This is a genomic window from Petrimonas mucosa (genome assembly GCF_900095795.1).
In the GTDB taxonomy this organism is placed as follows: domain Bacteria; phylum Bacteroidota; class Bacteroidia; order Bacteroidales; family Dysgonomonadaceae; genus Petrimonas; species Petrimonas mucosa.
In genome coordinates this window covers 1,755,554-1,781,822 of the sequence record NZ_LT608328.1, presented here as the reverse complement: position 1 = coordinate 1,781,822, position 26,269 = coordinate 1,755,554, and the positions used below count along the sequence as shown (strand labels likewise).

The 26,269-nt window shown below is 48.2% G+C and carries 21 protein-coding genes, 1 tRNA gene and 1 pseudogene; 13 read left to right on the top strand and 10 right to left on the bottom strand.

Annotated features, from left to right (window positions below):
- The first annotated feature begins 21 nt into the window (after positions 1-21).
- Positions 22-240, top strand: coding sequence for a winged helix-turn-helix domain-containing protein (locus ING2E5A_RS07110; protein ID WP_071136820.1), 219 nt, complete (start codon positions 22-24; stop codon positions 238-240).
- Positions 241-339: 99 nt separating this feature from the next.
- Here the strand turns inward: ING2E5A_RS07110 and galE are convergent, their stop codons facing one another.
- Complete coding sequence (galE, locus tag ING2E5A_RS07105) at positions 340-1,374, bottom strand: UDP-glucose 4-epimerase GalE (protein ID WP_071136819.1); 1,035 nt, start codon at positions 1,372-1,374, stop codon at positions 340-342.
- 222 nt (positions 1,375-1,596) lie between these two features.
- On the opposite strand from galE, the gene ING2E5A_RS07100 reads away from it, so the two are divergent.
- Entirely contained in the window at positions 1,597-2,580 is a 984-nt protein-coding gene (locus ING2E5A_RS07100) for a GNAT family N-acetyltransferase (RefSeq protein WP_071136818.1), read from the top strand.
- A gap of 227 nt (positions 2,581-2,807) precedes the next feature.
- On the opposite strand, the gene ING2E5A_RS07095 is transcribed toward ING2E5A_RS07100, so the two are convergent.
- Positions 2,808-3,548 (bottom strand): lysophospholipid acyltransferase family protein, encoded by a 741-nt coding sequence (locus tag ING2E5A_RS07095; protein ID WP_071136817.1) that lies wholly within the window; start codon positions 3,546-3,548, stop codon positions 2,808-2,810.
- A gap of 189 nt (positions 3,549-3,737) precedes the next feature.
- Here ING2E5A_RS07095 and ING2E5A_RS07090 point away from each other — a divergent pair, with 189 nt between their 5' ends.
- Complete coding sequence (locus tag ING2E5A_RS07090; RefSeq protein WP_071136816.1) at positions 3,738-4,022, top strand: hypothetical protein; 285 nt, start codon at positions 3,738-3,740, stop codon at positions 4,020-4,022.
- 69 nt (positions 4,023-4,091) lie between these two features.
- On the opposite strand, the gene ING2E5A_RS07085 is transcribed toward ING2E5A_RS07090, so the two are convergent.
- The 6 genes from ING2E5A_RS07085 to ING2E5A_RS07060 all read right to left on the bottom strand — a co-directional run bounded on the left by ING2E5A_RS07085 (position 4,092) and on the right by ING2E5A_RS07060 (position 11,993).
- Entirely contained in the window at positions 4,092-5,174 is a 1,083-nt protein-coding gene (locus ING2E5A_RS07085; protein WP_071136815.1) for a 3-oxoacyl-ACP synthase III family protein, read from the bottom strand.
- 144 nt (positions 5,175-5,318) lie between these two features.
- Positions 5,319-6,053, bottom strand: coding sequence for a DUF3307 domain-containing protein (locus tag ING2E5A_RS07080; RefSeq protein ID WP_071136814.1), 735 nt, complete (start codon positions 6,051-6,053; stop codon positions 5,319-5,321).
- Entirely contained in the window at positions 6,050-6,685 is a 636-nt protein-coding gene (locus ING2E5A_RS07075; RefSeq protein WP_071136813.1) for a hypothetical protein, read from the bottom strand. Before ING2E5A_RS07075 ends, ING2E5A_RS07080 begins: the two co-directional genes overlap by 4 nt.
- 121 nt (positions 6,686-6,806) lie before the next feature.
- Positions 6,807-8,471 (bottom strand): formate--tetrahydrofolate ligase, encoded by a 1,665-nt coding sequence (locus ING2E5A_RS07070; RefSeq protein WP_071136812.1) that lies wholly within the window; start codon positions 8,469-8,471, stop codon positions 6,807-6,809.
- 14 nt (positions 8,472-8,485) lie between these two features.
- Positions 8,486-10,510, bottom strand: a complete 2,025-nt coding sequence (uvrB, locus tag ING2E5A_RS07065) for an excinuclease ABC subunit UvrB (protein WP_071136811.1) — start codon at positions 10,508-10,510, stop codon at positions 8,486-8,488.
- Positions 10,511-10,580: 70 nt separating this feature from the next.
- Entirely contained in the window at positions 10,581-11,993 is a 1,413-nt protein-coding gene (locus tag ING2E5A_RS07060; protein WP_071136810.1) for an MFS transporter, read from the bottom strand.
- A gap of 251 nt (positions 11,994-12,244) precedes the next feature.
- On the opposite strand from ING2E5A_RS07060, the gene ING2E5A_RS07055 reads away from it, so the two are divergent.
- Both ING2E5A_RS07055 and ING2E5A_RS07050 read left to right on the top strand, forming a co-directional pair.
- Positions 12,245-13,000 carry a copper homeostasis protein CutC gene (locus ING2E5A_RS07055; protein ID WP_071136809.1) on the top strand — a complete coding sequence of 252 codons (756 nt, stop codon included), beginning with the start codon at positions 12,245-12,247 and terminating at the stop codon, positions 12,998-13,000.
- An 11-nt stretch (positions 13,001-13,011) separates the two neighbouring features.
- Positions 13,012-15,348 carry a glycoside hydrolase family 20 protein gene (locus ING2E5A_RS07050; protein WP_071136808.1) on the top strand — a complete coding sequence of 779 codons (2,337 nt, stop codon included), beginning with the start codon at positions 13,012-13,014 and terminating at the stop codon, positions 15,346-15,348.
- 6 nt (positions 15,349-15,354) lie between these two features.
- Here the strand turns inward: ING2E5A_RS07050 and nhaD are convergent, their stop codons facing one another.
- Both nhaD and nfo read right to left on the bottom strand, forming a co-directional pair.
- Positions 15,355-16,761, bottom strand: a complete 1,407-nt coding sequence (gene nhaD, locus ING2E5A_RS07045) for a sodium:proton antiporter NhaD (RefSeq protein WP_071136807.1) — start codon at positions 16,759-16,761, stop codon at positions 15,355-15,357.
- Between the two features lie 14 nt (positions 16,762-16,775).
- Positions 16,776-17,627 (bottom strand): deoxyribonuclease IV, encoded by an 852-nt coding sequence (nfo, locus tag ING2E5A_RS07040; protein WP_071136806.1) that lies wholly within the window; start codon positions 17,625-17,627, stop codon positions 16,776-16,778.
- A 163-nt stretch (positions 17,628-17,790) separates the two neighbouring features.
- On the opposite strand from nfo, the gene ING2E5A_RS07035 reads away from it, so the two are divergent.
- The 8 genes and pseudogenes from ING2E5A_RS07035 to ING2E5A_RS07000 form a co-directional block, all read left to right on the top strand.
- Positions 17,791-18,111 carry a heavy metal-binding domain-containing protein gene (locus tag ING2E5A_RS07035; RefSeq protein ID WP_071136805.1) on the top strand — a complete coding sequence of 107 codons (321 nt, stop codon included), beginning with the start codon at positions 17,791-17,793 and terminating at the stop codon, positions 18,109-18,111.
- Between the two features lie 137 nt (positions 18,112-18,248).
- Positions 18,249-18,965, top strand: a complete 717-nt coding sequence (locus tag ING2E5A_RS07030; protein WP_071136804.1) for an SGNH/GDSL hydrolase family protein — start codon at positions 18,249-18,251, stop codon at positions 18,963-18,965.
- A gap of 31 nt (positions 18,966-18,996) precedes the next feature.
- Positions 18,997-20,142, top strand: coding sequence for a 4-phosphoerythronate dehydrogenase PdxB (gene pdxB / locus ING2E5A_RS07025; RefSeq protein WP_071136803.1), 1,146 nt, complete (start codon positions 18,997-18,999; stop codon positions 20,140-20,142).
- A gap of 157 nt (positions 20,143-20,299) precedes the next feature.
- The gene (locus tag ING2E5A_RS07020) at positions 20,300-21,991 is read left to right on the top strand and encodes a tetratricopeptide repeat protein (RefSeq protein ID WP_071136802.1); all 1,692 of its coding nucleotides are present in this window, start codon (positions 20,300-20,302) and stop codon (positions 21,989-21,991) included.
- A gap of 311 nt (positions 21,992-22,302) precedes the next feature.
- Positions 22,303-23,595 (top strand): tyrosine--tRNA ligase, encoded by a 1,293-nt coding sequence (gene tyrS / locus ING2E5A_RS07015; protein ID WP_071138246.1) that lies wholly within the window; start codon positions 22,303-22,305, stop codon positions 23,593-23,595.
- A 6-nt stretch (positions 23,596-23,601) separates the two neighbouring features.
- Positions 23,602-24,348 (top strand): acyl-[acyl-carrier-protein] thioesterase, encoded by a 747-nt coding sequence (locus tag ING2E5A_RS07010; RefSeq protein WP_071136801.1) that lies wholly within the window; start codon positions 23,602-23,604, stop codon positions 24,346-24,348.
- Between the two features lie 89 nt (positions 24,349-24,437).
- Positions 24,438-24,508, top strand: a tRNA-Gln gene (locus ING2E5A_RS07005).
- A 430-nt stretch (positions 24,509-24,938) separates the two neighbouring features.
- Positions 24,939-26,264, top strand: a pseudogene (locus tag ING2E5A_RS07000) (IS1634 family transposase); the annotation flags it as partial.
- Between the last annotated feature and the right edge of the window lie 5 nt (positions 26,265-26,269).

Below are 26,269 nucleotides of genomic sequence, written 5' to 3'. Positions count from 1 at the left end.
TGAAATGGGTGATATCGCAATATGAACAAGAGATCAATCGGAACAAATGCCGGAATCATCTGGAACCTATTAAACAACAATGAGAAATGGGATCTGTCTCAACTGATGAAAAGATCTGGACTGACTGAGATGGAAGTGTACACGGCTATAGGCTGGCTGGCCCGTGAGAACAAGATAGAGATTGAAGAGAGGCCCGACAGGCAACACTACTATTACCTCATTACAGATTACTATTTCTAGGTAGATGCATGATCTAACGGCAGAAATGCCGCATACTCCTCCCGAAACGGGAAGAATATGCGGAGTTGATCCATTGCGTTCGCAGGTTGCGCACAGAGACTACATCACACCTCTTTCACGCAACCGTTGTTGCCATCTCCATGCCGAAGCCACTGTATCCTCGATTGTCTCCTTGGCTGTCCAGCCCAGTACCTTGTTCGCTTTTTCCGGATTGGCCCATATCTGTTCTATATCGCCTTCTCTACGGCCGACAATCTTGTAGTTCAATTTCTGTCCGGACACTCTCTCGAATACCTCGATCAGTTCCAGGACAGAGACTCCTCTTCCGGTACCCAGATTGAAAATCTCAACCTTCTCTTCAGATTTACCGGCAAGCATACGCTCCACGGCCGTCACGTGTGCCTTTGCCAGATCCACCACGTTGATAAAATCACGGATACAGGAACCGTCGGGGGTATTGTAGTCGTTGCCAAAAACACTCAATTGTTGGCGGATACCTATACCGGTCTGGGTAATATAGGGTACCAGGTTCTGTGGCACACCGATGGGCAGTTCGCCGATCTCTGCCGACGGATGGGCTCCGATCGGGTTGAAATAGCGCAGGATAATACTTTTTACCGGGGCACCGGAATGGATGAAGTCGCGGATAATCTCTTCGTTGATCTGTTTGGTATTTCCATAGGGCGATTCGGCGGGCTTTATAGGTGCGCTCTCGTCAATGGGATTGTGATCGGGTTCTCCATATACCGTACAGGATGATGAGAAAACAATGCCTTTTACATCGTACCGAGGCATCAGCTCCAACAGATTAATGAGCGAGACCAGGTTGTTCCGGTAATAGAGCAACGGTTTTTGCACCGATTCGCCTACCGCCTTGCTGGCTGCAAAGTGGATAATGCCGTCAATGCCGGGGTACTTTTCAAACAACGTTTGCAAGGCCGGCAGATCAATACAGTCCAACTCCTCAAAAGCGGGCCGTATACCTGTAATTCTTACTATCCCTTCGATGACGTCTGCATTCGAATTGGAGAGATTATCGATAATAATCACCTCGTAGCCGGCCTGTTGAAGCTCGACTACCGTGTGAGAACCAATATAGCCGGTTCCACCCGTAACAAGAATTCTTTTTGACATACAGAATATTTTCAATCTTTTTATTATAAGCTACAAAGTTAATAAAATAGTAGCTTATTCAACCCATTTTTTCCTGATTTCCTGCCGGAAAAACGGCTTCACTGGTGTGATATTCCAGCTGCCCCTCCCATAAGGAGGAAATAGGCAGTACAATCGCTCATTATTTGTGTTGCCGTATGCTTTTATCAAAGTTTTTTCCTATTTTTGTACTATTCACAGCCCATGAATTACCAGGTTAAAACATATTACCGCAAAGAAGAGATTCCCCCACTGAACGACGTGAAGTTTTTTCACTACGTCTCCTCGTTTGACTGGAACAGGAACATCTCGTTCTACCGCCCACTGATGCTTGTCGTGTTTTGCGGGGAGAAACCAGTAGCCGCCATGTTTGCGCTGATCATGCGCATCAACCGGCTGTTGTACGGCTCGATATTCAGAAGGTGTTACATCTCGCAACAGCCCAGTTTTTACGACGAAAAGGCGAACAAGATAGCCGTTTTTGACCTGTTGATCTCTTCTTTGGTAAAAGAGGTGGAAAACAAGGTGTTTTTTATCGAATACCGGAACCTGAACGATGCAGTTTTCGGGTATAAGGGATTTCGCGAGAATGGATTCTACTCCGTCAAATGGATCAACGTGAGAAACTCGTTGCAGCGGAAACGGAAAATTTGGGACCAGCTATCATCCACAAGAAAGAACCAGGTTAACAAAGCCAGGCGGAAAGGGGTGGTATTGGAGGAGTTAACCTCACACGACAATCTGCGGGAGATCTATAAATTGATCGACAAATCCAATAACTGGAAAATGTCTAACAAATTCCCCCCATACCAATACTTCGAAAATTTTTTCAACTGCTATGTTTTACACGGCAAAGGGAAGATCCTGCTCAGCCGTCACAACGAAAAGATTATTGGCGGAATCATCCTGGGGTTTGAACAGAAAACCGTCTACGTGCTCTATTTCTGGGGGAAGGAAAAAAGATACAAAACCTATCATCCAACCGTCTTTACGATCTATTCGGCCATGGAACTGGCCGAGAAGGAGGGCTACGAGTATTTCGACTTCATGGACTCGGGTTACCTGAACATCAATGCGGGCAAGCCCCGTTTCCTGCTCCAATTTGGAGGAAAACCCAAATCAACCAGGCGGTGGTACCGTTTCAACTGGGGTCTGCTCAACTTTCTGGCCAAGAAAATTTACGATTAGAGAGAGGGAAAAAACTCCTGATTTTTTTTGCAAAATTGTGTAAACAATCCTATATATAGGGGATTATGTCACCCTATTTAGATTAAATAAAGTTAAGTATGCTTACTTTTCCACCTATTCATTTGGTCACAAATAGAAAACACGCTATATTTGCATCGTGTTTTTCATGGTATTAGATTTAAGGTTAACAATGGAGATTGGTTGTCGGGATGACAACCATTTTCTTTTTATTTAAACCGCTCCCACAAGTCGGCATGGATAATCTCTCTCGTCTCTTCGATCAACGCCGGAATATCCTCTTCACTCAGATTTTCAGTAGATATGGGCTTGTGGATGATCAGCTCCAGCCTGTTGGGGTTTAAACGCAAAGAACCCCGTTTCATCACGTCGAAGGGACCATTGAGCGTCAACGGAACGATAGGCAGTTTCAGGTCGTACGCAATCTGATAGGCTCCCCGTTTGAAACGGCCCATCTTACCGGTACGAGTCCTGGCTCCTTCGGGAAAGAGCATGATAGAGACGCCATTAATTATCTTTTTTTCGGCCTCTTTAATGGTGTTTACCCGCGCGGCCGCACTTGAATTATCCACGAAAACATGTCCCGCCATCTCCGATGCCAGACCCACCAACGGAATCTTCCTCAAACTTGCCTTCTGTACCCACTTGATATTCTGGTTCAGGAAGCCATAGATCAAAAATATGTCGAAAGCGCCCTGATGATTGGCTACGAAAACATATGACTGGCGGGGATCAAGATGTTCGTGTCCATGGCTTTTTATCCTGCAAAGGGCTAGCCAGCAGGTCAGCCTCGACCACCATCTCGGTGGCACATACCCCCAGAACCGGCTTCCAAAAAGGGGCGCAAAAGCCATTACCGTCAATGCGGTCAGCATGGTGATAACAATAAAAATGGGCGCAAAGATAAGCCACTGATATAAAAAGAGAATTACACGTTTAACCAACTTCATAAAACTAGACAAATAGGCTTTAGCAAAAATAGTTATTTTTTACAAATTCCTGATTATAAATCGAGACAGAATATCGTCGGGATTGAAGTTTTTGGGGTCTGGTCTAATTTTTAATCCAAATAATTTTATTATTTGTAGAATTTTGTGTTTATTTGCGCTACGAAATAAAAACATAATATTATAACACACATGAAAGAATTAGCAAGGTATTCAGGCGTTATCGTAATGATTGTTGGCGTGCTGACTTTGGCGATTCCTTTTTTTAACGGAACGACCAACAACACAAACCTCCTGATCGGGTTAATATTGGTAATAGAGGGTTTTTTGGGGTACCTCTATGTAAACAACATGAAAAAGGGATCGATTGTAAGTAATATTGTTTGGGCCGTTATCCTTTTGGTTATTCCCTATTTTCTTTTCACCGCATTGAAAAATATGGCGTACAGCAAAGATGAATTTGCGCTCTACAATTAATTACAATAACCGGACAAGACAAAAAAAGGGGGACTTTTGGTCCCCTTTTTTTATTCCTTCCTTATGCGGTTACGGCATCCTGTAGATAACGCTGTTAATATTCATCCCCGCTCCTACCGACGCGAGCACCAAGTTATCGCCAGAGGTGATGCTATGACCTTTCATCTCCCCTTTCATCACCATATCCAGTAGTGTCGGAACTGTGGCAACCGAAGAATTTCCCAGCCACGAAATCGTCATGGGCATCACCGACTCCGGAATATCATGGACACCATAAAGATTGAAGAGTCGCTTCAGGATAGCGTCATCCATCTTCCCATTCGCCTGATGAATCAACACCTTCTTAACATCGTTCACATGCAGTTTCAGCTTGTCAAGGGCCGACTTGATCGCCTTGGGCACATTCTCCAGTGCATACTGGTAGAGACGGCGACCGTTCATTTTCAAGTAGAGATCCTTTTTTTCGGCCAGTTCCCTGTTATAGGAATACCCCATATGGAGCAGGTTTACATACCCGATCGCATCACTCTGTGAATTATGTCCGATAATTCCCACAGGTGTATCGCTCTCCACAGCCTCGACTATCGCAGCACCTGCACCATCAGCATATATCATGCTGTCTCGGTCGTGCGGATCTGCAATTCTCGACAGGATATCTGCACCGATAACCAGCACCTTTTTTGCGTCACCCGAACGGATATAGTAATCTGACTGAATCAGGGCCTGTACCCAACCAGGACATCCATAGAGAATATCGTATGCAATGGCATGGGGGCTCTTGATGCCCAGTTTTGCTTTTACACGCGAAGCAAGCGTGGGCAATATATCGATACGGGTATCGTTTGGCAGGGTTTCTCCGAAATTGTGTGCAAAAATCAGATAATCCAGCTCCTCTTTGTCAATTCCTGCAGACTTGATGGCCTGCTCAGCAGCAATCAGGGCCAAATCGGACGTCACCTGGTGATCTTCGGCATACCTCCGTTCGGAAATGGTAGTGATCTCTTCAAATTTATCCACTATTTCACGGTTTGCCCTGTCGATTTTTTCACCCGTCGATTCCAGGAAATTATAGTTCAGAAAATCGTCGTTTTTTACAATTTTGGACGGAACATAACTTCCGGTTCCGGTAATCAGACTGTAAATCTTTTTCATATGATCAAATTATATTTTTTATTGAAGAGGAGTGCATGAATTTTAATTGCATGCCTTTCATGTTTGCATCTTTGACTATTCAAGTACTCAATAACCTAACACTCAGGCAAAGGTAACAATTAAACATCAATGCCGTATATTTTTTTAGCAATTTTTCAACATTACAATATCAGAAGTGAGATACAATACAAGGATGCCCGTAACTATGGCTATGCCAAAACTCAGCAACGTTCCGATAAGAATATATTCAGTCAGTTTCCGGTTTCGCGAGTCCCTCAGATCACCAAAGCGAAAGACCGATTTTGCAGCTATCAGAAAGCCTATCGCCTCCCAATGCCCCAAAACGACAAACAAAAAAACCAGCAATCTCTCCAGCATGCCGATATAACGTCCGGCATTAGGCAACGATTTCTCATTATCGAGATTTATCACTTCCGCCCAGTTGGCCAACATCATCTGAATTCCTATGCCACAAACCGTAGTGAGAAAAAAGAGTGCAGTCAGGTAGATCCAGAAATCGGGGTTCTCTCCCCATGTGCCGACTGGAAGTACCGGTCTGAAAAAGAGACACCACAAGATGGCTATACTTAGCAGATGCAGCAACTGATCTGTCAGAAACCAGACGGACCTGTTCTTCTCCTTCTGAAGTGAGGACTTCACAACATCTATCCCGACATGGAGAACGGCGATTGAAAGTGCCACAATCCATCCGCGAAAATCCCACAACACCAGCCAGGTCAACAGAGCATGTACAAGGCCATGCAGGTATAACTTGGGAGATGCCGGGCCCCTACTCTCCTTTTCCTTAACCCACGATTTTGGCTGAAGGAGAAAATCGCCGACCATATGGGCCAGTATCAGTTTGACAAACAAGATCATAATAAACGCCCCAGTTTACGCCGGTATATCTGCTCCAGAGCCAATACCTCATCGATATTGGCCCTCTTCCATCTTCCGCTCACGGAATTCTGTCTTATGCCGAGCTGTTTTCCTACCTCTAGCTGGGTGAAGCCGGGGTTCTTCAGCACAATTCCGACCAACTCTGCCGAGGCGACCGACCACTTATCCATAAAAACGGATGCCAAACGGATAAGGAGGTTCATCTCCACGTCAAATTCTGACCAGGGACTCTTGATCTGCAATCTCGATTTTTCTTTTTCCAGCTCTTCAAACCTTTCTCCGGCATTTATAAACGCCTCTCCGTTACTTTCAGTTATCCGTTCGGCCGAATAACTCTTCCGGCCTATACCTATCGCCATCCTTACATCGATAGGACCCTTATTTGTCTCTCCAGAGCCAATCTTCTTGATCAGCGCTTTCACCTGCAATGCCCTTTTCAGTGCCTCTTCCGGCCGTTCGATTTCGAGCTGAAAGGTATCCCCCCATACCAGCTCCCACTGACCGGGCGATGCACCCCATTCATTGAAGAGTGCCTTCAACGGTAGCAGCCACTTCTCTGGATCTGCTATCTTGCGGGATGATACAATGTCGCCTTTTATTACTGCTATCATGAGACAAATATCATGAAAAAAAATGATATGTGAAAATATCTCTTAAAATAATGATATATTAAATTATCGCTTAAAAAGGTGATATTCTTGCTCAATGCTCAACTTTCGAAAAGATCCGTTATCAGCTCAACCCCTCCACCTTTCCATCCACGAGATCGATCCGGCGGGCTTGCGGATCAGCCGGTAGTCCCGGCATACGCATCATCTCGCCGGCTATGGCTACAATAAATTCCGCTCCCTGGTTGATGACGATATCGTTGATCTTGAAGCGAAAATCCCTGGCTACACCATATTCATTGGGATCTGCAGAGAAGGAGAATTGTGTTTTTGCAATGCAAACCGGAAAAGCACTCAACGGTGACTGCTCTATCCGATTCAACCGGCGCAATGCCTTTTCACTGAAAACCACATCCCTTGCCCCATATACATTGAGTGCAACCTTCTCAATCTTCGTGCGTATGGAATCATCATCCGGATAAGTAAACCGTAACGGTTGTGACGGTTCGTTCTCAATGGCATCGACCACAGCATTTGCCAGTTCAACTGCCCCTTTTCCTCCTTCAGTAAAAGCGTTGTTGACGGCAAAGCGGATACCGCGTTGACGGCAAAACTCAGCAACGGTGCCAATTTCATCATCTGTATCAAAACCATATCTGTTAAATGCCACCACAACGGTCTGACCGAAAGCGGCCAGATTCTCCAGATGTTTCGACAGGTTCTCCAGCCCCTTCACCAAACCGGCCATATCGGGCTGTCTGATCGCTTTTTCGGGTGTACCGCCATGCATCTTGAGCCCCTGTGCAGTAACGACGATTACCGTCAATTTCGGCTGCAGTCCACTTTTCCGGCACTTGATATTGAAAAATTTTTCAGCTCCGAGGTCGGCTCCAAAGCCGGCCTCAGTGATAACATAATCACCGTACGACATCGCCATCTTGGTCGCAGATACGGAGTTGCAACCATGAGCAATATTGGCGAACGGACCGCCATGTACGAAGGCGGCCGTATTCTCAGTAGTCTGCACCAGGTTGGGATGGATCGCATCCTTCATCAGCACGGTGATAGCTCCGGCAACACCCAGATCCTTAACTGTAAATGGCTTATCTTCCCGGGTATAACCCAACAGGATGTTATCGATACGGCGGCGCAGATCCTGTTCATCTTCCGCCAGACAGAGGATGGCCATCAACTCCGATGCAGCGGTAATATCGAATCCGCTCTCCAGGGGTACGCCATTTCCCGGACCAAGTCCGGTAACAATATAGCGCAAACTGCGATCATTCACATCCAAAACCCGTTTCCAGAGGACCTCCTTGATTTCGCGAGGTGTGCCCTGGACCCGATAGATGTAGTTGTCCAACAGGGCAGATATGGTGTTGTGTGCCGATGTGACTGCATGAAAATCACCGGTAAAATGGAGATTGATGTTCTCCATCGGAAGCACCTGGGCATACCCGCCGCCGGCTGCTCCGCCTTTCATCCCAAAGACCGGACCCAACGAAGGTTCACGTAGTGCGACAATGGCCTTCTTTCCTATCCTGTTCAGTCCCAGCGCCAGCCCGATAGAGACGGTGGTCTTGCCTATACCTGCCTTGGTGGGTGTAATGGCCGTGACCAGAACCAGGTTGCTCCGATCTATCTTCTCCTCTTTTTTAAGCCTCAACGGCACTTTGGCCATATAGGGACCATAGTTGTGTATTGCATCCCTTTCAATGCCGATGCGTTCTGCAATCTCCTTTACCTTCTTGAGTGGTGTTTCTCTTGCAATCTGAATGTCTGACTTCATTATTATTTTGGACGTTAGTTTTTCGATTTGGCAGCAAGTTCATCTTCCAGCCTGATCAACTCATCGCGTAACCTAGCCGCCTCGAGGAATTCCAGTTTCTTGGCGGCAGAAAGCATCGCTTTGCGGGTCTGCTCGATCCTTGTCCTCAGATCTTCGGCAGAAGCATATGCCGGCAGCGGCTCCGAGGCCACCGGATAGTAATCGGGCTCGACATATGCCTTGGCTTCGGCAGTAGCCGCATGCTCCCTGCTCAGTACCGACGAGCGGGACTTGATGATCTGTTGCGGGGTTATGCCATGCTGCTCGTTGTATCTTATCTGTTTCTCCCGCCGACGGTTGGTCTCATCAATGGTCATCTGCATGCTCTCGGTTATTTTGTCGGCGTAAAAGATAACCTTTCCATTAACATTTCTGGCGGCACGGCCAGCAGTCTGTGTCAGCGAACGATGCGACCGCAGAAAACCCTCCTTGTCGGCATCAAGCACAGCAACAAGCGATACTTCGGGAAGATCCAATCCCTCCCGCAGCAGGTTAACTCCGATTAACACGTCATAGATTCCGCTTCTCAGATCATCCATAATCTTCACCCGTTCTAGTGTCTCCACGTCGGAGTGGATGTAGTTGCAACGGATATTGTGTTGTGCCAGATAATCGGTCAGCTCTTCAGCCATCCGTTTGGTGAGTGTGGTTACCAGCACCCGCTCGTTTTGTTCGACCCGCTGCTGGATCTCCTCCATCAAATCATCCACCTGGTTCAGGCTGGGGCGCACCTCGATGGGCGGATCGAGCAGGCCAGTAGGTCGTATCAGCTGATCCACCACAATCCCTTCCGATTTTTCCAGTTCATAATCGGCAGGTGTGGCACTCACAAAGATAATCTCGGGTGTAAGCGACTCAAACTCCTCAAAGGTAAGCGGGCGATTGTCGATAGCTGCAGGCAGGCGGAAACCGTACTCCACCAGGTTTAGCTTCCTGGAACGGTCGCCACCGTACATCGCCCGGATCTGGGGAACGGTTACATGGCTTTCATCAATAACGGTAAGATAGTCATCGGGAAAGAAATCGAGCAGGCAGAATGGACGGGTTCCGGGTGAACGTCCGTCGAAATAGCGTGAATAGTTCTCAATTCCGGAACAATAACCAATCTCCTTGATCATCTCCACATCATAGGTTACACGCTCATAGAGGCGTTTAGCTTCGAGATGTTTTCCGATGGAGCGGAAAAATTCCACCTGTTTTCCCAGATCGATCTGAATCTCATCGATGGCACGAAAAATCCGTTCCTTGGTAGTTACAAAGAGATTGGCCGGAAAGATCCGGTATGAGCCGAGCCGTTCGATGGTGACACCGGTAAGTGGATCTATCGTTTCGATACTTTCGATCTCGTCTCCCCAGAAAATCACTCGAACAATATGGTCGTGATATGCCAGAAAGACATCCACCGTATCCCCTTTCACACGAAAATTTCCCCGTCCGAACTCGACGGTTTCATTTCGTGAATAAAGACAGTTCACCAGAAGCCGCAGGAAATGGTCCCGCTCTAGCGATTGCCCCTCAGCAATATCGATGGTGGTCTTGTTGAAATCTTCCGGGTTCCCGATACCGTAGAGGCAGGAGACGGACGATACAACAATCACGTCGTTACGTCCCGACAAGAGGGATGAGGTGGCCGCCAGGCGCAATTTCTCAATCTCGTCGTTGATGGAGAGGTCCTTCTCGATGTAGGTATCGGTCGTCGGGATATAGGCCTCCGGCTGATAGTAATCGTAATAGGAGACAAAATACTCCACCGCATTGTTCGGGAAAAAACTCTTGAACTCACTGTATAGCTGTGCCGCCAATGTCTTGTTATGGCTCAGCACCAGCGTAGGCTTGTTCATTTGAGCAATCACGTTGGCAATAGTAAAGGTCTTTCCCGAACCGGTAACACCCAACAGCGTCTGATAAGGGATCTTCTGTCGAAGTCCCTCAGTCAGCGCCTTTATCGCTTCCGGTTGATCACCTGTCGGCTTGTATTCGGATGTAAGTTGAAATTGCATAGTTTTTATAAAACAACTTAATCCGCCATTTGTTTGCTACTGCCCGTCTTAATGGGGTCTAGCAAGAATTCTACTTGACAATATTGGGTAGTTCCAGACCAAATCCCTTCTTCTTGTCCAGGGCTTTCAGGTAGAATGCAAGCAGAAGGGCTGCAACACCAAATCCGGCAAAGATCAGCATCGGAACTGTATAGTTATACTTGACAGCTTCACCGGCCGCAATCTGTTCGGCAATACCCGGATTGCTGCTCTTCAATGCCCATCCGATCAATATCGGCGTCAACATCAGTCCGATATTCTGGATCCAGAATATGATGGAGTAGGCAGACCCAAGTACCTTGTTGTCTACCAGCTTGGGAACTGAAGGCCAAAGAGATGCCGGAACCAGGGAGAACGAGACTCCAAGCACGATGATGGCAGTCAAAGCAATCGCGAATGTAAAGCTTTCCGTCGGCGTAAGGGCAAAGATCAGATGGCAGACAATCATCAACAGCGACCCTAGCATCAACATCGAAGCAGCCTTACCCTTGTTGTCGATAAACCATCCCAGCAGTGGGGTCAAGATCATTGCCCCGATAGGGAAGTAGGAGAAGAGGCTGCTCGCCTCGGAGGTAGTCATCCCCAGACGGCTTTCGAGCATTCCGGTAGCAAATTTCTGAAACGGGAAGATGGCCGAATAGAAGAGTACGCACAAACCGGCCACCACCATAAAGGTCTTCGAGGTAAAGATGGTCTTGAGATCGCTGATCCTGAACTCCTCTTCCTGAGAAGTTTCGTCACCTGCTGCCCTGAGTGCCTCTGTCTGTGCATCCAGTTTCTTGTCGAAGAAGAAATATACACCGAAAGTCAGCAGACCTATCAGCAACAACAACGTCCCTACTCCAACCGAAAGCGTAACACCACCCTTCTCAGCCAGGAAAGGAGACAAGCGAAACACGGCAAAGACACCCAGCCTCGCAATGGCCATCTCAAGACCCATCGCCAAGGCCAGCTCTTTTCCTGCAAACCATTTTACAATCCCCTTGGAGACAGTAACACCTGCCATCTCCACACCGCAACCAAAAATAGCGAAGCCAATGCATGCCACTTTTGCCGATCCGGGGAAACCGGTCCAGAACGAATTAAAAAAGTCATATCCGAAACCGCCGGCATTGAAATAATCGCTGATGCCGTACAGTTTTATCGATGCACCTATCACCATCAGAAAACCGGATACAAGAGCTGCTCTGCGAACTCCTATCCGGTCCAGAATGATTCCTGCGAAAATCAGGAAGAATGCAAACACATTCAAAAAGTACTCGGATCCGGCAACCGCACCAAAGGTGTCGGGGGTCCATTTCAGCGAAGTTTCGAGCATGGTACTCAGGGGGGCCAGTACATCGATAAACATGTACGCAACAAACATTGTAGAGGCCAGCAGAATCAGTGCCGTCCATCTTGCCACGGAAGAATCACGAAGCGTTGTGTGAATTTTTTCAACCATCTATCTTTAATTTATTTAATTTAACTGTCTAAACCTGCAAAGATAAAAAACTCACTCTAATTTCGCAATGCATACAGCTGTTACCGATTCAAAAAAGAGCATTTTTCCACTACTTGGCTAAGGGGTTGATTTTCTGGCTACCCCTCCGGACAACAGGGGTAAAGTTTGCCTGGAAATTTCATAACAGGAGAAACAATCGCTATCTTTGCATTCACGTAACGTAGATTTTTATAATAATACTTTCCGATTGAATGGTGAAAAAGGAATACAGACTCGAGATATGTGCCAACTCCGTTACAAGCTGCATTGAGGCCCAAAAAGGCGGAGCCTTCAGGGTAGAACTTTGTGCAGCGATTCCGGAAGGGGGAACTACTCCTTCATATGGTGAGATTGCGATCGCCAGGGAGCTGCTCAGCATCAAGCTGAACGTAATCATCCGTCCAAGAAGCGGTGATTTCCTCTATTCCCGGCTTGAACACGAGATTATGCTCAAGGATATCGAAATGTGCCGCAAGCTGGGTGTCGACGGGATCGTAATCGGTTGTCTCACGGCTGAGGGGGATGTGGATATTGAACGGTGCCGTGAACTGGTAGCCGCAGCAGGAGGGATGGATATCACGTTTCATCGGGCATTCGACAAGTGCCGCGATCCGTTTGCCAGTCTAGAGCAGATTATCGCGCTGGGTTGCAGCAGGATTCTTACATCCGGACAACAGCCCAAGGCGGTACAGGGTATCGAGTTGCTGAAAAAACTGGTTCGACAGGCCGGAGATCGCATCATCATCATGCCAGGAAGCGGCATCAATGAAAACAATATTGCCACGATTGCCAGGGAGACCGGTGCGGTGGAGTTCCACCTTTCAGCCCGCGAACCGGTACAGAGTGGAATGAAATACAGGGAGTCAACCGTTTCGATGGGAGGAACAAACATCACGATTGACGAGTTCGAACAACTGATTACCAGTGCTCGGAAGGTAAAGGATACATTGACCGTTCTTAATTCTTAACGCAAACTAAAATGAAAAAAATCAAGGTTCTTGCCGCAATGGGTGCGGTGATGGCTATTCTGTTATCCTGTTCACCCAGTGGAAACGGAGAGATAGTCCCGGCCAACTACGAAGTTATTCCACTACCATCGGAGATCGTCACATCCGAAGGAGATCCGTTTATATTGTCCCGATCGGTAAAGATCATAATTCCGGAAGGCAACGAGAAGATGAGACGCAACGCGGAATTTCTGGCAGAATTCCTGGAAATATCCACGGGCATCAAACCGGGCATATCTACCGGTACACAGGAAAATGGCGCCATCGTACTGGCCACCGGCCTGCAACATCCCAATGCCGAAGCGTATGAAATGAGAGTTGACGGAAAGAGCATAACCATTACTGGAGCAAGCGAGGCCGCCGTCTTCTACGGGATCCAGACGTTACGCAAGTCGATCCCGGCCGATGGCGGACAGGTAATTTTCCAGCCCGTCACCATCAAGGATGAGCCCAGATTCTCACACCGCGGCATGATGCTGGATGTAGCCCGTCACTTCCAGCCGGCAGAATTTGTGAAGAGATATATCGATATCCTGGCATTGCACAATCTCAACCGGTTCCACTGGCACTTGACAGACGACCAGGGATGGCGGATAGAGATCAAGGCATACCCGAAGCTTACAGAGGTGGGATCGCAACGTAAACATACCGTGATCGGCAGAAACTCCGGGGAGTTCGACGGGAAACCTCACGGTGGGTTCTACACCCAGGATGAGATCCGGGAGATCGTTCAGTATGCCCGGGAGCGCTATATCACAGTTATCCCTGAAATTGACCTGCCGGGCCATATGCTCTCGGCCCTGGCAGCCTATCCCGAGCTGGGCTGCACCGGCGGCCCCTACGAAGTAGAGGCTACCTGGGGAGTTTTCGACGATGTCCTCTGCCCAGGCAAAGAGGAGACCTTCACCTTCCTGGAGAGGGTTCTCTCGGAAGTGATCGACCTTTTCCCCTCCGAATATATTCATATCGGCGGTGACGAGTGCCCCAAGGTACGTTGGGAGAAGTGTCCCCACTGCCAGGCAAGAATAAGGGAGCTCAAGCTTAAGGACAGCAATGGACATACCGCCGAACATTACCTGCAGAGTTATGTGACCGCCCGCATCGAGAAGTTCCTGAACGAAAAGGGGAGACGCATCATCGGCTGGGACGAGATTCTGGAAGGGGAACTTGCACCGAATGCCACTGTCATGTCCTGGCGAGGCATGGAGGGTGGCATCCAGGCTGCCCAAATGGGACACGACGTGATCATGACTCCGACTGCCTATTGCTATTTCGACTACTACCAGACTCAATATACCGACGAGGAGCCACTGGCCATCGGTGGATATGTTCCGATCGAAAAGGTTTACAGCTTTGAACCTGCCCCCGGCATCCTGACAGAAGAACAGAAAGCCCATATCCTGGGGGTCCAGGCCAATCTGTGGACCGAATATATTGAAACAGCAGAGCATGTGGACTACATGGTTATGCCCCGTATCGCGGCACTTGCCGAAGTGCAGTGGGTTGAACCGGAAAAGCGGGAGTATGAGGCCTTCCTGACCCGGTTGCCGAGGCTGGTCGGTCTCTACGACAAACTGGGATATAACTATGCCAAGCACATTTTCGACGTACAGGCCAACATGACCCCCAGTTTTGAGACCAATTCGCTCGAGGTGGAACTCTCAACCATTGACCAGGCTCCCATATACTATACGCTCGACGGATCAGCCCCTACTGCTTCATCAACCCGGTACGACGGCAGGATCTCCATCAGGGAGAATGTTGAACTACGTGCGGTTGCCATCCGCGAAAACGGCCACAACAGCAGAATCCTCTCGGAACAGATCAAAGCAAGCAAATCCAGTTACAAACCGGTCTCGCTGCTTACAACAGCCGACCCGACCTACCGCTTTACAGGTGAAGGAATGCTGGTTGACGGTCTTTACGGCAGCAATACAAACTACAAATCGGGTAAATGGATCGGGTTTGGCGGCAAGGAGGTGGTGGCCGTTATCGATATGCTGGAACCTACAGAGATCACCACAGCCGAGATCCGTAACTGCGTGGTGACGGGAGACTGGATCTTTGATGCCTCGGAGATCATCCTCGAGGCTTCATCAGACAATGAACGCTTCACCGAGGTCAAGCGACAGCAACTGGTCGACACCAACAGCACCCACTGGTCGGATATTGCCGTCCACACGCTCTCCTTTGATCCCGTGACTGCCCGCTATTACAGGGTGACGGTGAAACCGACCGTCATGCCGGCCTGGCATCCGGGAAAAGGAAGAAAGGCTTACCTCTTTATCGATGAAATAGCATTGAACTGATCAACCTTATCCCATCAACATAAACAAGAGGATGCCGACAACATATCCCACGATTGCAAGCGGTGTAAATCGTTTCAGATAGTACCCGAAACTGATTTTTTCCAGCCCCATGACTGCCACTCCGGTTGCCGATCCAATAATCAGGATGCTGCCCCCGGTTACGGCACAGTAGGTCAGCAGGGTCCAGAATCCACCATCGGCAACAAAATAGTTCATGTAGGGTGTTGTTGCCGCAACAGTCTCTGCTACCGGAAACATTCCCATAGTAGCGGCTACCAATGCCACGTTGTCTACGACAGAGGAGATGGCCCCGACAATTATAGTGATGGCATAGGGTTCTCTTATATTTGACGAGAGGAGATCGGCAAAAAGCGAGAGCTGCCCTCCCACTTTCAGGGCTGCAACCGACATCAGTATGCCGAAGAAAAAGAAGATTGTGGGTAGATCTACCGAACGGGCCAATGTAGGAATGCGCAACTTGTCCGACTCACGGATATCACCCAAATGACTATACATCAAGTCGGTATAAATCCAGAGGAAGACCAGTCCTATCAAGACGCACATAAAAGCAGGCAGATGGGTAATCGACTGAAATACGGGAACAAAAGCAAGTGATAAGATTCCAATCCAAAAAATAACGATCCGCGAACTGTTCGGAATCCGTTCGATATAGATATCATCGGCCATCACGTTGCAGGTTTGACGCAATCTTGCCCCTTTCCGGAACAACCATATATCGGCAATTATCAATGTGACCAGCAGGTTGCCCAGTGCCGGCAGGAAGAGATGTGATATCTGATGCCAGGCTGTGATATTGCCTCCCGTCCAAAGCAGCAAGGTTGTCACGTCGCCGATTGGTGACCAGGAGCCACCTGCATTTGCTGTCAGCACAATGATGCTGGCATATTTCATGCGGTCGGTATGATCGGGGACCAGCTTGCGGAGTACAGCAATAAGCACGATGGCTGCAGCCAGGTTATCGAGCAGGGCTGAAAAGAAAAAAGAGGAGAGTCCGATCATCCATAATAACTTTCTCTTATTGTCGGTATGCAGCGAACGCGAGATTGCCAGAAATCCCCCATGCCTGTCCACAATATTCACAATCAGCAACGAACACATTACAAAAAAGAGTGTCTGTGCCACATCTCCCAAATGGGAGACAAACGTGTTTTCGGTCAGATAATGGACAATCTGCTCTTTAACGGGAGCATCTTCCAGTTCAGTCTGTTTGAGAAAGTGTAGAAAATCGGGGTTCTGACGTTCCACCAGAATATCGCCCGAACCGAAGACCAGCATCAACCAGAGTGTGATGCAAACAAACAGCGCAGTAGCAGATTTATTTATCTTTATTTTATCCTCGAGTGCAATCGCAATAATCCCCAGGACAAAAACAACCGGCATGAGATAGTACATAGCTTCAATCCATTTTATTCGCCTTGCGATACCAGCGAGTAGAGCAGCCTTATCTCTTCTGCCCACAATGTCTCGTCAGGGGTTTCGAGTATCAATGGGATATTGTCGAAACGGGAATCATTCATTATGGAAACGAAAACGTCCATGGTCATCAAGCCCTTGCCCAAGCTGTCGTGGCGATCTACACGCGACGACAACTCCTTCTTGGAGTCGTTCAAATGCATACCTTTCAGGTAATTGAACCCGATAATCTCGTCAAACTGACGGAAAGTCTCTTCAAATCCTTCCCGGGTCCTGATTTCGTAACCGGCCGCCAGGGTATGGGCGGTATCAAGACAGACCCCCACCCTGTTCTTGTCTTCAACCTTATCGATAATATGGGCAATCTGTTCGAAGGTATGACCCAGGTTGGTCCCCTGCCCAGCGGTATTCTCGATGACGGCAGTCACTCCGTTCGTCTTCTCCAACGCCAGGTTGATCGATTCGGCAATCCGGTCAAGACAATCGTCAATCGACAATTGGTTCAAATGGCTGCCGGGATGAAAATTGAGCCGGTTCAATCCCAACTGTTCACAACGTTTCATCTCGTCAAAAAAAGCGGAACGTGATTTTTTCAGGCCCTCTTCCTCCGGATGTCCCAAATTGATCAGGTAACTGTCGTGCGGCAGAATCTGGTCGGGCGAGAAACCATATTCTTCACACCTCGATTTGAACAGATCGATATTCTGCTGTGTAAAGGGTGCCGCCACCCACTGACGCTGGTTCTTGGTGAAAAAGGCAAATGCCTTGGCTCCTATTGCATGTGCATTGACCGGTGCATTCTCTACACCACCGGATGCGCTGATGTGTGCTCCTACGAATTTCATCTCTTCATTTTTTTAGCAGTAAACTTCTCTCTTGCAACAAAGATAAGCGATAATGGCGGAAAGAATGAAATCGGCACCATTTTTTTTGGAAGATAATTGGCAACGAAAGAATAAAAAGTATTATCTTTCGACAAAAAATCGGTGAACAGCACCATAGTTTTATATGATAATTACTACAACAAACAGTATCGAAGGTAAGCGGATTGTTGCCTATCACGGAATTGTCAGCGGTGAGACCATTATCGGCGCAAATATCGTGAGGGATTTCTTTGCTTCTATCACGGATGTAATCGGCGGCAGATCAGGCAGCTACGAGAAAGTTTTGCGTGAAGCGAAGGAGATTGCGTTGGAGGAGATGAGCGAACAGGCCCGGAAGATGGGTGCGAACGCCATCCTGGCTGTAGATCTCGATTATGAAACAATAGGCAACAATGGCAGCATGCTGATGGTTTCAGCATCCGGTACAGCTGTAAGCGTCGAGTAAGTGAAAACCACCTGACAATTTACGACAACATGCGGGATATGCCGGAATGACCGGCACCTCACGTATGAGTATAACGCCCTCATGGAGTGGAGATATCACTTTCCAGTAACAACAGTAACACAACACAATATAGCAAAATGAGAACAGCAGTAAAATTATTACTTTCAGTTATTATTACCCTGGGATTCATATCATATTCAGGTGCCCAGGACTGGGCAAACTTAAATCGTTTCAAGGAAGAGAATGCAAAATTGGGTATGCCGAGAACCTGTGATGACCGGGTGGTTTTCATGGGGAATTCCATTACTCAGGGTTGGATCGAGAAAGTTCCGAAGTTCTTTGAAAACCGTCCGTACATCAATCGCGGCATAAGCGGGCAAACCACACCTCAGATGTTGCTCCGCTTCCGACAGGACGTGATTAACCTTTACCCGAAGGTTGTAGTAATTCTTGCAGGAACAAACGACATTGCAGGAAATACGGGGCCATCAACCCTGGAGATGATCGAGGACAATATCCATTCGATGACCGAGCTGGCTCAGGCCAACGGAATCCAGGTGGTGCTCTGTTCAGTTCTTCCAGCATATGACTATAAGTGGAAACCGGGACTTGAGCCTGCCGGGAAGATCGTAGAGCTGAACCGCAGGATAAAAAAGTATGCGGAAACGCACGGTGCAGTTTACTGCGACTACCACTCCGCCATGGCAGATGAGCGGAACGGGCTCCCCGAAAGCTTGTCGGCAGACGGAGTGCACCCTAACGCCGAAGGATATGCCATCATGGCGCCAATCGTTGAGCAGGCAATTGCCAGAGCGCTGCTGATGTGGAAGGAGGATCCTAGAAGAAAATATTGATCCCTCATTAATCTGGAAATATGAACTTGAAATGAAAATTCTTGCAGATGCACATATTCCCTATTTAAAAGGGGTTGCCGAACAGTTCGGCGAAGTGGAATACTTGCCCGGAAACCAGTTTACCAAACAGGCCATCAGCGGCAAGGATGCATTGATCGTCCGTACGGTCACCCACTTTGGGAAGGAGATTCTGGAGGGGACCAACGTGAAACTGATCTGCTCGGCAACCATCGGCTTTGACCATATCGACACCGCGTATTGTGATGCAAACGGGATTGCGTGGCGCACGGCACCGGGCTGTAATGCCAATTCGGTGGAACAATACATTACCGCCTCATTGCTCTATCTGGCCGACAAGTACCGTTTTAGGCTGGAAGACAAGACGATCGGAATTATCGGTGTGGGGAACGTAGGCAGTAAAGTAGAAGCTGCATGCAGAAAACTGGGGATGCGGGTGTTGCTTAACGACCCCCCACGTGAAGAGAAGGAGTACGGCCAAAATGAGGGGGATCGCGAGAAATCTATTTTCGTGGATCTGGAAACGGTAAAAGAGCAGGCCGATATCATCACCCTGCATACTCCATTAACGAAGAGTGGAAAATACAAGACTTATCATCTGGCGGACACCAATTTCTTCAACACATTGAGAAAAAGGCCCTTCATCATCAATTCGTGCCGTGGGAGCGTAGTAGACAACCCTGCAATGAAAGCGGCGTTGAAAACGGGAAGGATCGCCGGAGCTGTGATCGACTGCTGGGAGAACGAGCCTGAGATCGACCGGGAGCTATTACAGATGGCAGACATCGCTACTCCTCACATCGCCGGCTATTCGGCAGACGGTAAATGGACTGCAACCCGCATGTCGCTTGAGAACCTGAACTCATTCTTCGCAGCAGGCATCTACCCGATACGATTGATGCCACTTCCCGAACCACATGACCCGGTTATCGACCTTACGGAGATTGAACCGGACAAACAGCTGGCTTATGCGGTCTGGCATAGCTACAACCCAATGGAGGAGACAGCGAATCTGAAGGCAGATCCCGACAAATTCTACTGGTTTCGGTCCAATTACCCGTTACGAAGGGAGTATGGTGCATATTATCTGAAAAATGCTAACCCGAAGATCGCCCCTCTTCTGGAACAACTGGGGTTTTGTTTTCTAAAAAATAGCTAAATGTACCTGCTATATTTTCTGATATCGGGGAAAAAAAGTATTTTTGTTGTGTTGTCCTCTCCGATTATCCGGACAATGAAAGAAGTAGAACAGGATAACTCGATTGGCCATATTGGAAAACTCGATTTAACTTAAAAAATAAACATCAATCAAAGAAATGAGAAAGAATTCTTTTTATGCTCTGCTCGTCGGGCTTGCCGTTGTAGCTACATCGTGCAGCAACTTAAAGCCCCTCTCGCAATCTAATTTCAACGCGACTCCTTCGCCATTGGAAACAGTCGGCAATAACGTGCCTGTGACCGTTAACGGAACTTTCCCCGAAAAATGGTTCAACAAAAAGGCAACCGTAAAAATTACACCGGTTCTGAAATATGCCGGAACCAAGGAGTCTTACGGATCTACCCAGACCTATCAAGGTGAAAAGGTTTCTGGAAACGGAATCGAGATTCCCTACAACCGCGGAGGAAACTTTAACATGAGTTTCAACTTTCCCTATCAGCCCGACATGCTGACTTCGGAACTCTTCATGCGCTTCGATGCCAAAATCAAAAATAAAACGGTAAAACTTCCGGAAGTAAAGGTAGCCGACGGTATCATTGCCACATCGGCGTTGGCCAGTGCCCAGAACACTGCCCCCTCTGTTGCTCCCGACGGTTTCCAGCGTATCATTAAACAGACACAGGAAGCCAATATCCACTTCATCATCCAACAGGCCAATATCCGCTCATCTGAAACAAACAAGCAGGATATGCGCACTTGGCAGCAACGCGTTCAGGATGCATTCAACGATCCACGCCAGAATGTTGACGTTGAAATCTCCGCTTACGCTTCGCCTGACGGTGGTGTTTCCCTCAATGAGAGACTGGCTGCCCAACGTGAAAAGAACACGACCCAATACCTGGAAAGTGAACTAAAAAAACGGAATGTCAATGTTGATGTAAATGCCCGCTATACGGCTCAGGACTGGGAGGGTTTCCGTCAGTTGCTCGAAGCATCTGACCTGCAGGACAAAGAACTTGTCTTAAGAGTTTTGTCCATGTATCCCGATCCTGAAACCCGTGAACGTGAAATCAAGAACATCTCATTCGTTTACAGCGACTTGGCATCCACTATTCTTCCGCAACTTCGTCGTTCACGCATCACGGCCAACATCGAGATCATCGGTAAATCTGATGAAGAGATCATGGATTTCTGGCGCACCAACCCCAAGAAACTTTCGGTAGAGGAACTCCTGTACGCTTCGACACTCACCGATAACGATGCCGACAGGGAAAAAATCTATCAATATGTTACTGTAAACTTCCCGCAAGATTACAGGGGATGGAACAATATGGCCACCGCTTATTATCAGCGCGGCGAATACAATAATGCCAGACAGGCACTGGATCGTGCGGCCCTCGTTTCGCCCAATGCTCCTGAAGTGAATGTAAACAAGGCACTGTTCGCCATGATGGACGGCAATACTAGCCTGGCCAAGGAATTGCTGGGTAAATCATCTGGTGCAAACAATCTCGATGCTGCAATGGGATTGCTTTACCTGATGGAGGGGGACTACAATCAGGCTGTTGATGCCTTTGGTGATACCAAATCTAACAATGCCGCACTGGCACAGATCCTGACCAAAAACTACAACGCTGCCGATTTCACACTGAAAGCCATCAAGACTCCCGATGCACTCACCTACTACCTGATGGCCATCGTAGGTGCAAGAACCAACAACTTCAGCGATGTGATGAGCAACCTGCGCTCTGCCATAACCATGGACAAAGCAATGGCAGTCAGAGCATTGAACGATCTTGAATTCGCAAAATACAAGAGCAATGTCGACTTCATCAACCTGTTGAAATAAGATCCAGTCGACAGATACCGGAAAAGGGGTGCAGACAAAAGCACCCCTTTTTAATTCCCAAAAACCATATTGCCGCCTCTTTCTCCTTCGACCCAAAGTTGTCCACTTTCCCTCCTTTACGTAGTTCACGACGTTAACCGGTAAAAATAACCGTTTTCTGAGAAGAAAAAGTTATCTTTGCACTTCATTACGACAGCGATTCTTTTCGCGCAATTCACCGGAAACACCCTTACTCTCTGGTAGTGCCGGGAAATAGTCGGAAATGGAACGACAAAGCTTTTGAACAACTACCGAATAACGATCAGATGAATATGAATTTTGTAGAAGAACTTCGTTGGCGAGGCATGATCCATGATATGATGCCCGGTACGGAAGAGCAATTATTGAAAGAACGGACTGCAGGATACCTGGGAATTGATCCTACAGCCGACTCGCTTCATATTGGGCACCTGGTGGGTGTGATGATGCTCAAGCACCTGCAGCGTGCGGGCCACACACCGATAGCGCTTGTAGGAGGTGCTACGGGAATGATAGGAGACCCATCCATGAAGTCGGCAGAACGCAACCTGCTGGATGAGCAGACCCTGAGACATAACCAGGAAGCGATCAAAAAGCAACTGGCAAAATTCCTCGACTTTGAAAGTGATATTCCCAACCGGGCAATCTTGGTGAACAATTACGACTGGATGAAAGAGTTCTCCTTCCTTTCGTTTATTCGCGATATCGGCAAGCATATTACCGTCAACTACATGATGGCTAAAGATTCCGTCAAAAAACGGTTGAGCGGCGAGGCCAGCGAAGGGATGTCCTTCACCGAATTCTCCTACCAGCTGCTGCAGGGATACGATTTCCTGCACCTCTACCGTGAATTTGGATGCCGCCTGCAGATGGGAGGGAGTGACCAGTGGGGCAACATCACCACAGGTACCGAGCTTATCAGGCGAATTGCCGGCGGAGAAGCATACGCATTGGTTTGTCCCCTTATCACCAAAGCCGATGGAGGAAAGTTCGGAAAAACGGAAAGTGGCAATGTCTGGCTGGATAGCCGCTACACTTCACCCTACCAGTTTTATCAGTTCTGGATGAACGTAAGCGATGCCGATGCCGAAAAATACATCAAGATCTTCACCTCCTTGTCGAAAGAAGAGATTGAAGCGCTGGTGGCAGAACAACAGGCTGCTCCGCATATGCGGCCGCTACAGAAGAGGCTGGCGGAGGAGATCACTGTCATGGTTCATAGCCGGGAGGAGTATGAGATGGCGGTGACTGCCTCGGAGATCCTCTTTGGAAAATCCACATCCCAGGCCCTCCGTTCTATCAACGAAACCACTTTCCTTCAGGTTTTCGACGGTGTTCCTCAATTCAATGTTTCGAGGGATCTGCTTGCCGGAGGAGTCAAGGCGGTGGAGTTGCTGACCGAGACAGCCGCAGTTTTTCCTTCCAAGGGTGAAATGCGCAAAACCGTACAGGCCGGTGGCGTATCGATCAACAAAGACAAGCTGGAAGATGCCGAAACGGTCATTGATACCTCATACCTGATTGCCGATAAATATATACTGGCGCAGCGGGGCAAGAAGAACTACTACCTGCTGATTGCAATCTAACTGATCATGGAGAAAAAGCGAAAGTATCAGTTCCAGATCTCCGCCCAGTATATCGATTTCCGGAAAAAGGTATCGTTATCGTCGTTGTTCGACATGATCCTGAAAACTGCAGGACAGGATGCCGACAACAACGGGTTTGGCGTACTGAAGTTGCAGTCGCTAGACTACACATGGGTTCTTTCCCGCTTCATCCTTGATGTGGAGAGGTTGCCACTTGAAAACGAAACGATTACCATCGAGACATGGATTCAGGATGTGGAAACGCTGTTCACCACGCGTAATTTCAGGATTACCAATGGTGACGACCGGCTGATCGGTTATGCCTCATCCTCGTGGGCTGTAATCGATATGAGAACACGCAGGAGCGTCCAGCTCGACACGCTGCCCTCACTCAACGAATTCATACTGCCGGAGAGTACCCCGATCGGCACACCAGGGCGGATTGCCAACGTAAACGGCAAGATAGCCAACCGGTTTGAGGTGAAGTATAGCCACATCGATGTGAACCGCCATGCAAGCAGTCCGTTTTACATCCAATGGATAGCCGACTGCTTCTCGCTCGATTTCTACCTGCAGCAACGCCTGAAAAGGTTCGAGATAAATTTTCTCAAGGAGATCACATTTGGGGATACCGGAGTTGTCTACCGGGAGCAGAAGAGCATTAACGATTACCTCTTCCAGCTGGTAACTGCCGAAAAAGGGGTGGCCTGTCGCGCACGGATGCTCTTTGAAGAGGTCGAACCCGGGAGTTGATGAGGTAATCCAAAAAACATCATCCCAAATTTGGCCGTTTCCAAATAATGTTATACTTTTGCACTGCTTTTCACGAAGCAACAGAGGATTGTCCCATGGTGTAATGGTAGCACTCCTGATTTTGGTTCAGTCAGTCTAGGTTCGAATCCTGGTGGGACAACAACACTAACGGCGTATTTAGCATATTATCAGCTATTTGCGCCGTTGCTATTTCTAAAAAAGTAAGAATTTTGGTAACCCACATTGCAGCACGATTATAAATAGAAGTTAAACTTACCCTCTATTTACGTTAAATCCGCTTGTTCTCCCGACATCGCCTTCGGCTCGTCGGGAGAACGGACGGAGGATTACATCCTGCATTCTACTCCTCGCCTAACGGCGACATCGTAGAACACAGGATTTGCGAGATTACAAGGGATAGTGGATATCCCCCCCCGCAACCTCGCAAATCCTCCGTCCGTTTTACGTCTGTTTGATGACCATGAATTTTTGTATCAGGCTGATATTCAATGTCGATTTGTTTTAAAACACGAATGTAGTCCCCCATTTGATGTTGAAAAAACCGTTACCCTTGATTACTTTTGCGTTGTATGTTTTTCAAGACAAGCATAAAGCAAAAGGATGGGGGCCATGAGTATACCCATTACCGGTTGTGCGAGAGCTACCGGGAAGGCCGCTTCATCCGTAACCGCACGCTGCTCTCTTTGGGTGACCTGGAATCAGTTCTTCCACCTGAAAAGATTCCCTTTCTCTGTCAACGCATCAACCAGGTTTACCTCGAGGGCAAAACATTCATCATCTCTTCACTTCGCGATGACAAGGTGGAAGCCCTGTGCACGAAATACGTGGGACTACTCCATGAAGCGCAGAAAATAGAAAAGGCAAAAAAGAAGGCAGCCGGTATCGAGCAGGTGTACATTGACAGGACAACGAACAGCGATATTCGGGAGGTTGGTGGCGAATGGCTCTGCCTTCAAGCTTGCCGCCAATTGCTCCTGCCAGAGTATTTTGAGACTTTCGGCTGGGAGAAACAAGATATCGCCCTTGCTTTAACACAGATCATCGCCCGGGCTGTTTACCCCGCATCGGAGTTTAAAACCAGCCGTTGGTTGCAGGAGAACTCGGCGCTTTGTGAACTAACCGGTGTTGATCCTTCGGCCATCACCAAGGATAAGCTTTACCAGATGGCTCACCGGCTTTATGATGAGAAGGATGGCCTGGAACGTCATTTTTCCAACCGTACGAACGATCTTTTTTCCTTGGATGACAAGATCATTATCTATGATTTGACAAATACCTACTTCGAGGGAGCTATGCGAGAGAGCCGGATAGCGAAGTTCGGGCGCAGCAAGGAAAAGCGTAACGATGCCAGACAGGTGGTGTTGGCTGTGGTGGTCAACCCGGAAGGTTTCCTGAAGGAGTCACAAATCTTTGAAGGCAACATGACTGATCCTGAAAGCCTGCGACATGTTCTTGACAAGATGAAATCCCATCGGGGGAGATCCGATAAAAAGCAGGTGGTGGTCATGGATGCCGGCATCGCCACGAATGATAACCTGAAGATATTGAAAGAGGAATCCTTCGACTACATCTGTGTCTCACGGGGTAAACTCAAAGAATACCGTGCAACAAGCCTTTCCCCTGTGGAAATACGGGATAAATCCAACCAGCTCATCGAGATCAGTCAGGTAGAAGTGGATGGCGAAAGTGACAGCTTCTACAAGGTGAAGAGCTATAGCAAGGGTCTCAAGGAAGCGTCCATGGAAAACCGTTTCACGCGGGCCTTTGAATGTGGACTGAGCCAGGCAGCCGAAGCCCTGAAAAAGAAAGGAGGCACCAAAAAGCTTGAAAAGGTGTGGGAACGCATCGGCCGGCTAAAGGAAAAATACCCTTCGGTACACCGCCTGTATCACCTGACTTC

Coding starts and splice junctions, on each gene's coding strand:
- ING2E5A_RS07110 (WP_071136820.1), top strand. CDS start 22: ATGAACAAGAGATCAATCGGAACAAATGCCGGAATCATCTGGAACCTA.
- galE (WP_071136819.1), bottom strand. CDS start 1,374: ATGTCAAAAAGAATTCTTGTTACGGGTGGAACCGGCTATATTGGTTCT.
- ING2E5A_RS07100 (WP_071136818.1), top strand. CDS start 1,597: ATGAATTACCAGGTTAAAACATATTACCGCAAAGAAGAGATTCCCCCA.
- ING2E5A_RS07095 (WP_071136817.1), bottom strand. CDS start 3,548: ATGAAGTTGGTTAAACGTGTAATTCTCTTTTTATATCAGTGGCTTATC.
- ING2E5A_RS07090 (WP_071136816.1), top strand. CDS start 3,738: ATGAAAGAATTAGCAAGGTATTCAGGCGTTATCGTAATGATTGTTGGC.
- ING2E5A_RS07085 (WP_071136815.1), bottom strand. CDS start 5,174: ATGAAAAAGATTTACAGTCTGATTACCGGAACCGGAAGTTATGTTCCG.
- ING2E5A_RS07080 (WP_071136814.1), bottom strand. CDS start 6,053: ATGATCTTGTTTGTCAAACTGATACTGGCCCATATGGTCGGCGATTTT.
- ING2E5A_RS07075 (WP_071136813.1), bottom strand. CDS start 6,685: ATGATAGCAGTAATAAAAGGCGACATTGTATCATCCCGCAAGATAGCA.
- ING2E5A_RS07070 (WP_071136812.1), bottom strand. CDS start 8,471: ATGAAGTCAGACATTCAGATTGCAAGAGAAACACCACTCAAGAAGGTA.
- uvrB (WP_071136811.1), bottom strand. CDS start 10,510: ATGCAATTTCAACTTACATCCGAATACAAGCCGACAGGTGATCAACCG.
- ING2E5A_RS07060 (WP_071136810.1), bottom strand. CDS start 11,993: ATGGTTGAAAAAATTCACACAACGCTTCGTGATTCTTCCGTGGCAAGA.
- ING2E5A_RS07055 (WP_071136809.1), top strand. CDS start 12,245: ATGGTGAAAAAGGAATACAGACTCGAGATATGTGCCAACTCCGTTACA.
- ING2E5A_RS07050 (WP_071136808.1), top strand. CDS start 13,012: ATGAAAAAAATCAAGGTTCTTGCCGCAATGGGTGCGGTGATGGCTATT.
- nhaD (WP_071136807.1), bottom strand. CDS start 16,761: ATGTACTATCTCATGCCGGTTGTTTTTGTCCTGGGGATTATTGCGATT.
- nfo (WP_071136806.1), bottom strand. CDS start 17,627: ATGAAATTCGTAGGAGCACACATCAGCGCATCCGGTGGTGTAGAGAAT.
- ING2E5A_RS07035 (WP_071136805.1), top strand. CDS start 17,791: ATGATAATTACTACAACAAACAGTATCGAAGGTAAGCGGATTGTTGCC.
- ING2E5A_RS07030 (WP_071136804.1), top strand. CDS start 18,249: ATGAGAACAGCAGTAAAATTATTACTTTCAGTTATTATTACCCTGGGA.
- pdxB (WP_071136803.1), top strand. CDS start 18,997: ATGAAAATTCTTGCAGATGCACATATTCCCTATTTAAAAGGGGTTGCC.
- ING2E5A_RS07020 (WP_071136802.1), top strand. CDS start 20,300: ATGAGAAAGAATTCTTTTTATGCTCTGCTCGTCGGGCTTGCCGTTGTA.
- tyrS (WP_071138246.1), top strand. CDS start 22,303: ATGAATTTTGTAGAAGAACTTCGTTGGCGAGGCATGATCCATGATATG.
- ING2E5A_RS07010 (WP_071136801.1), top strand. CDS start 23,602: ATGGAGAAAAAGCGAAAGTATCAGTTCCAGATCTCCGCCCAGTATATC.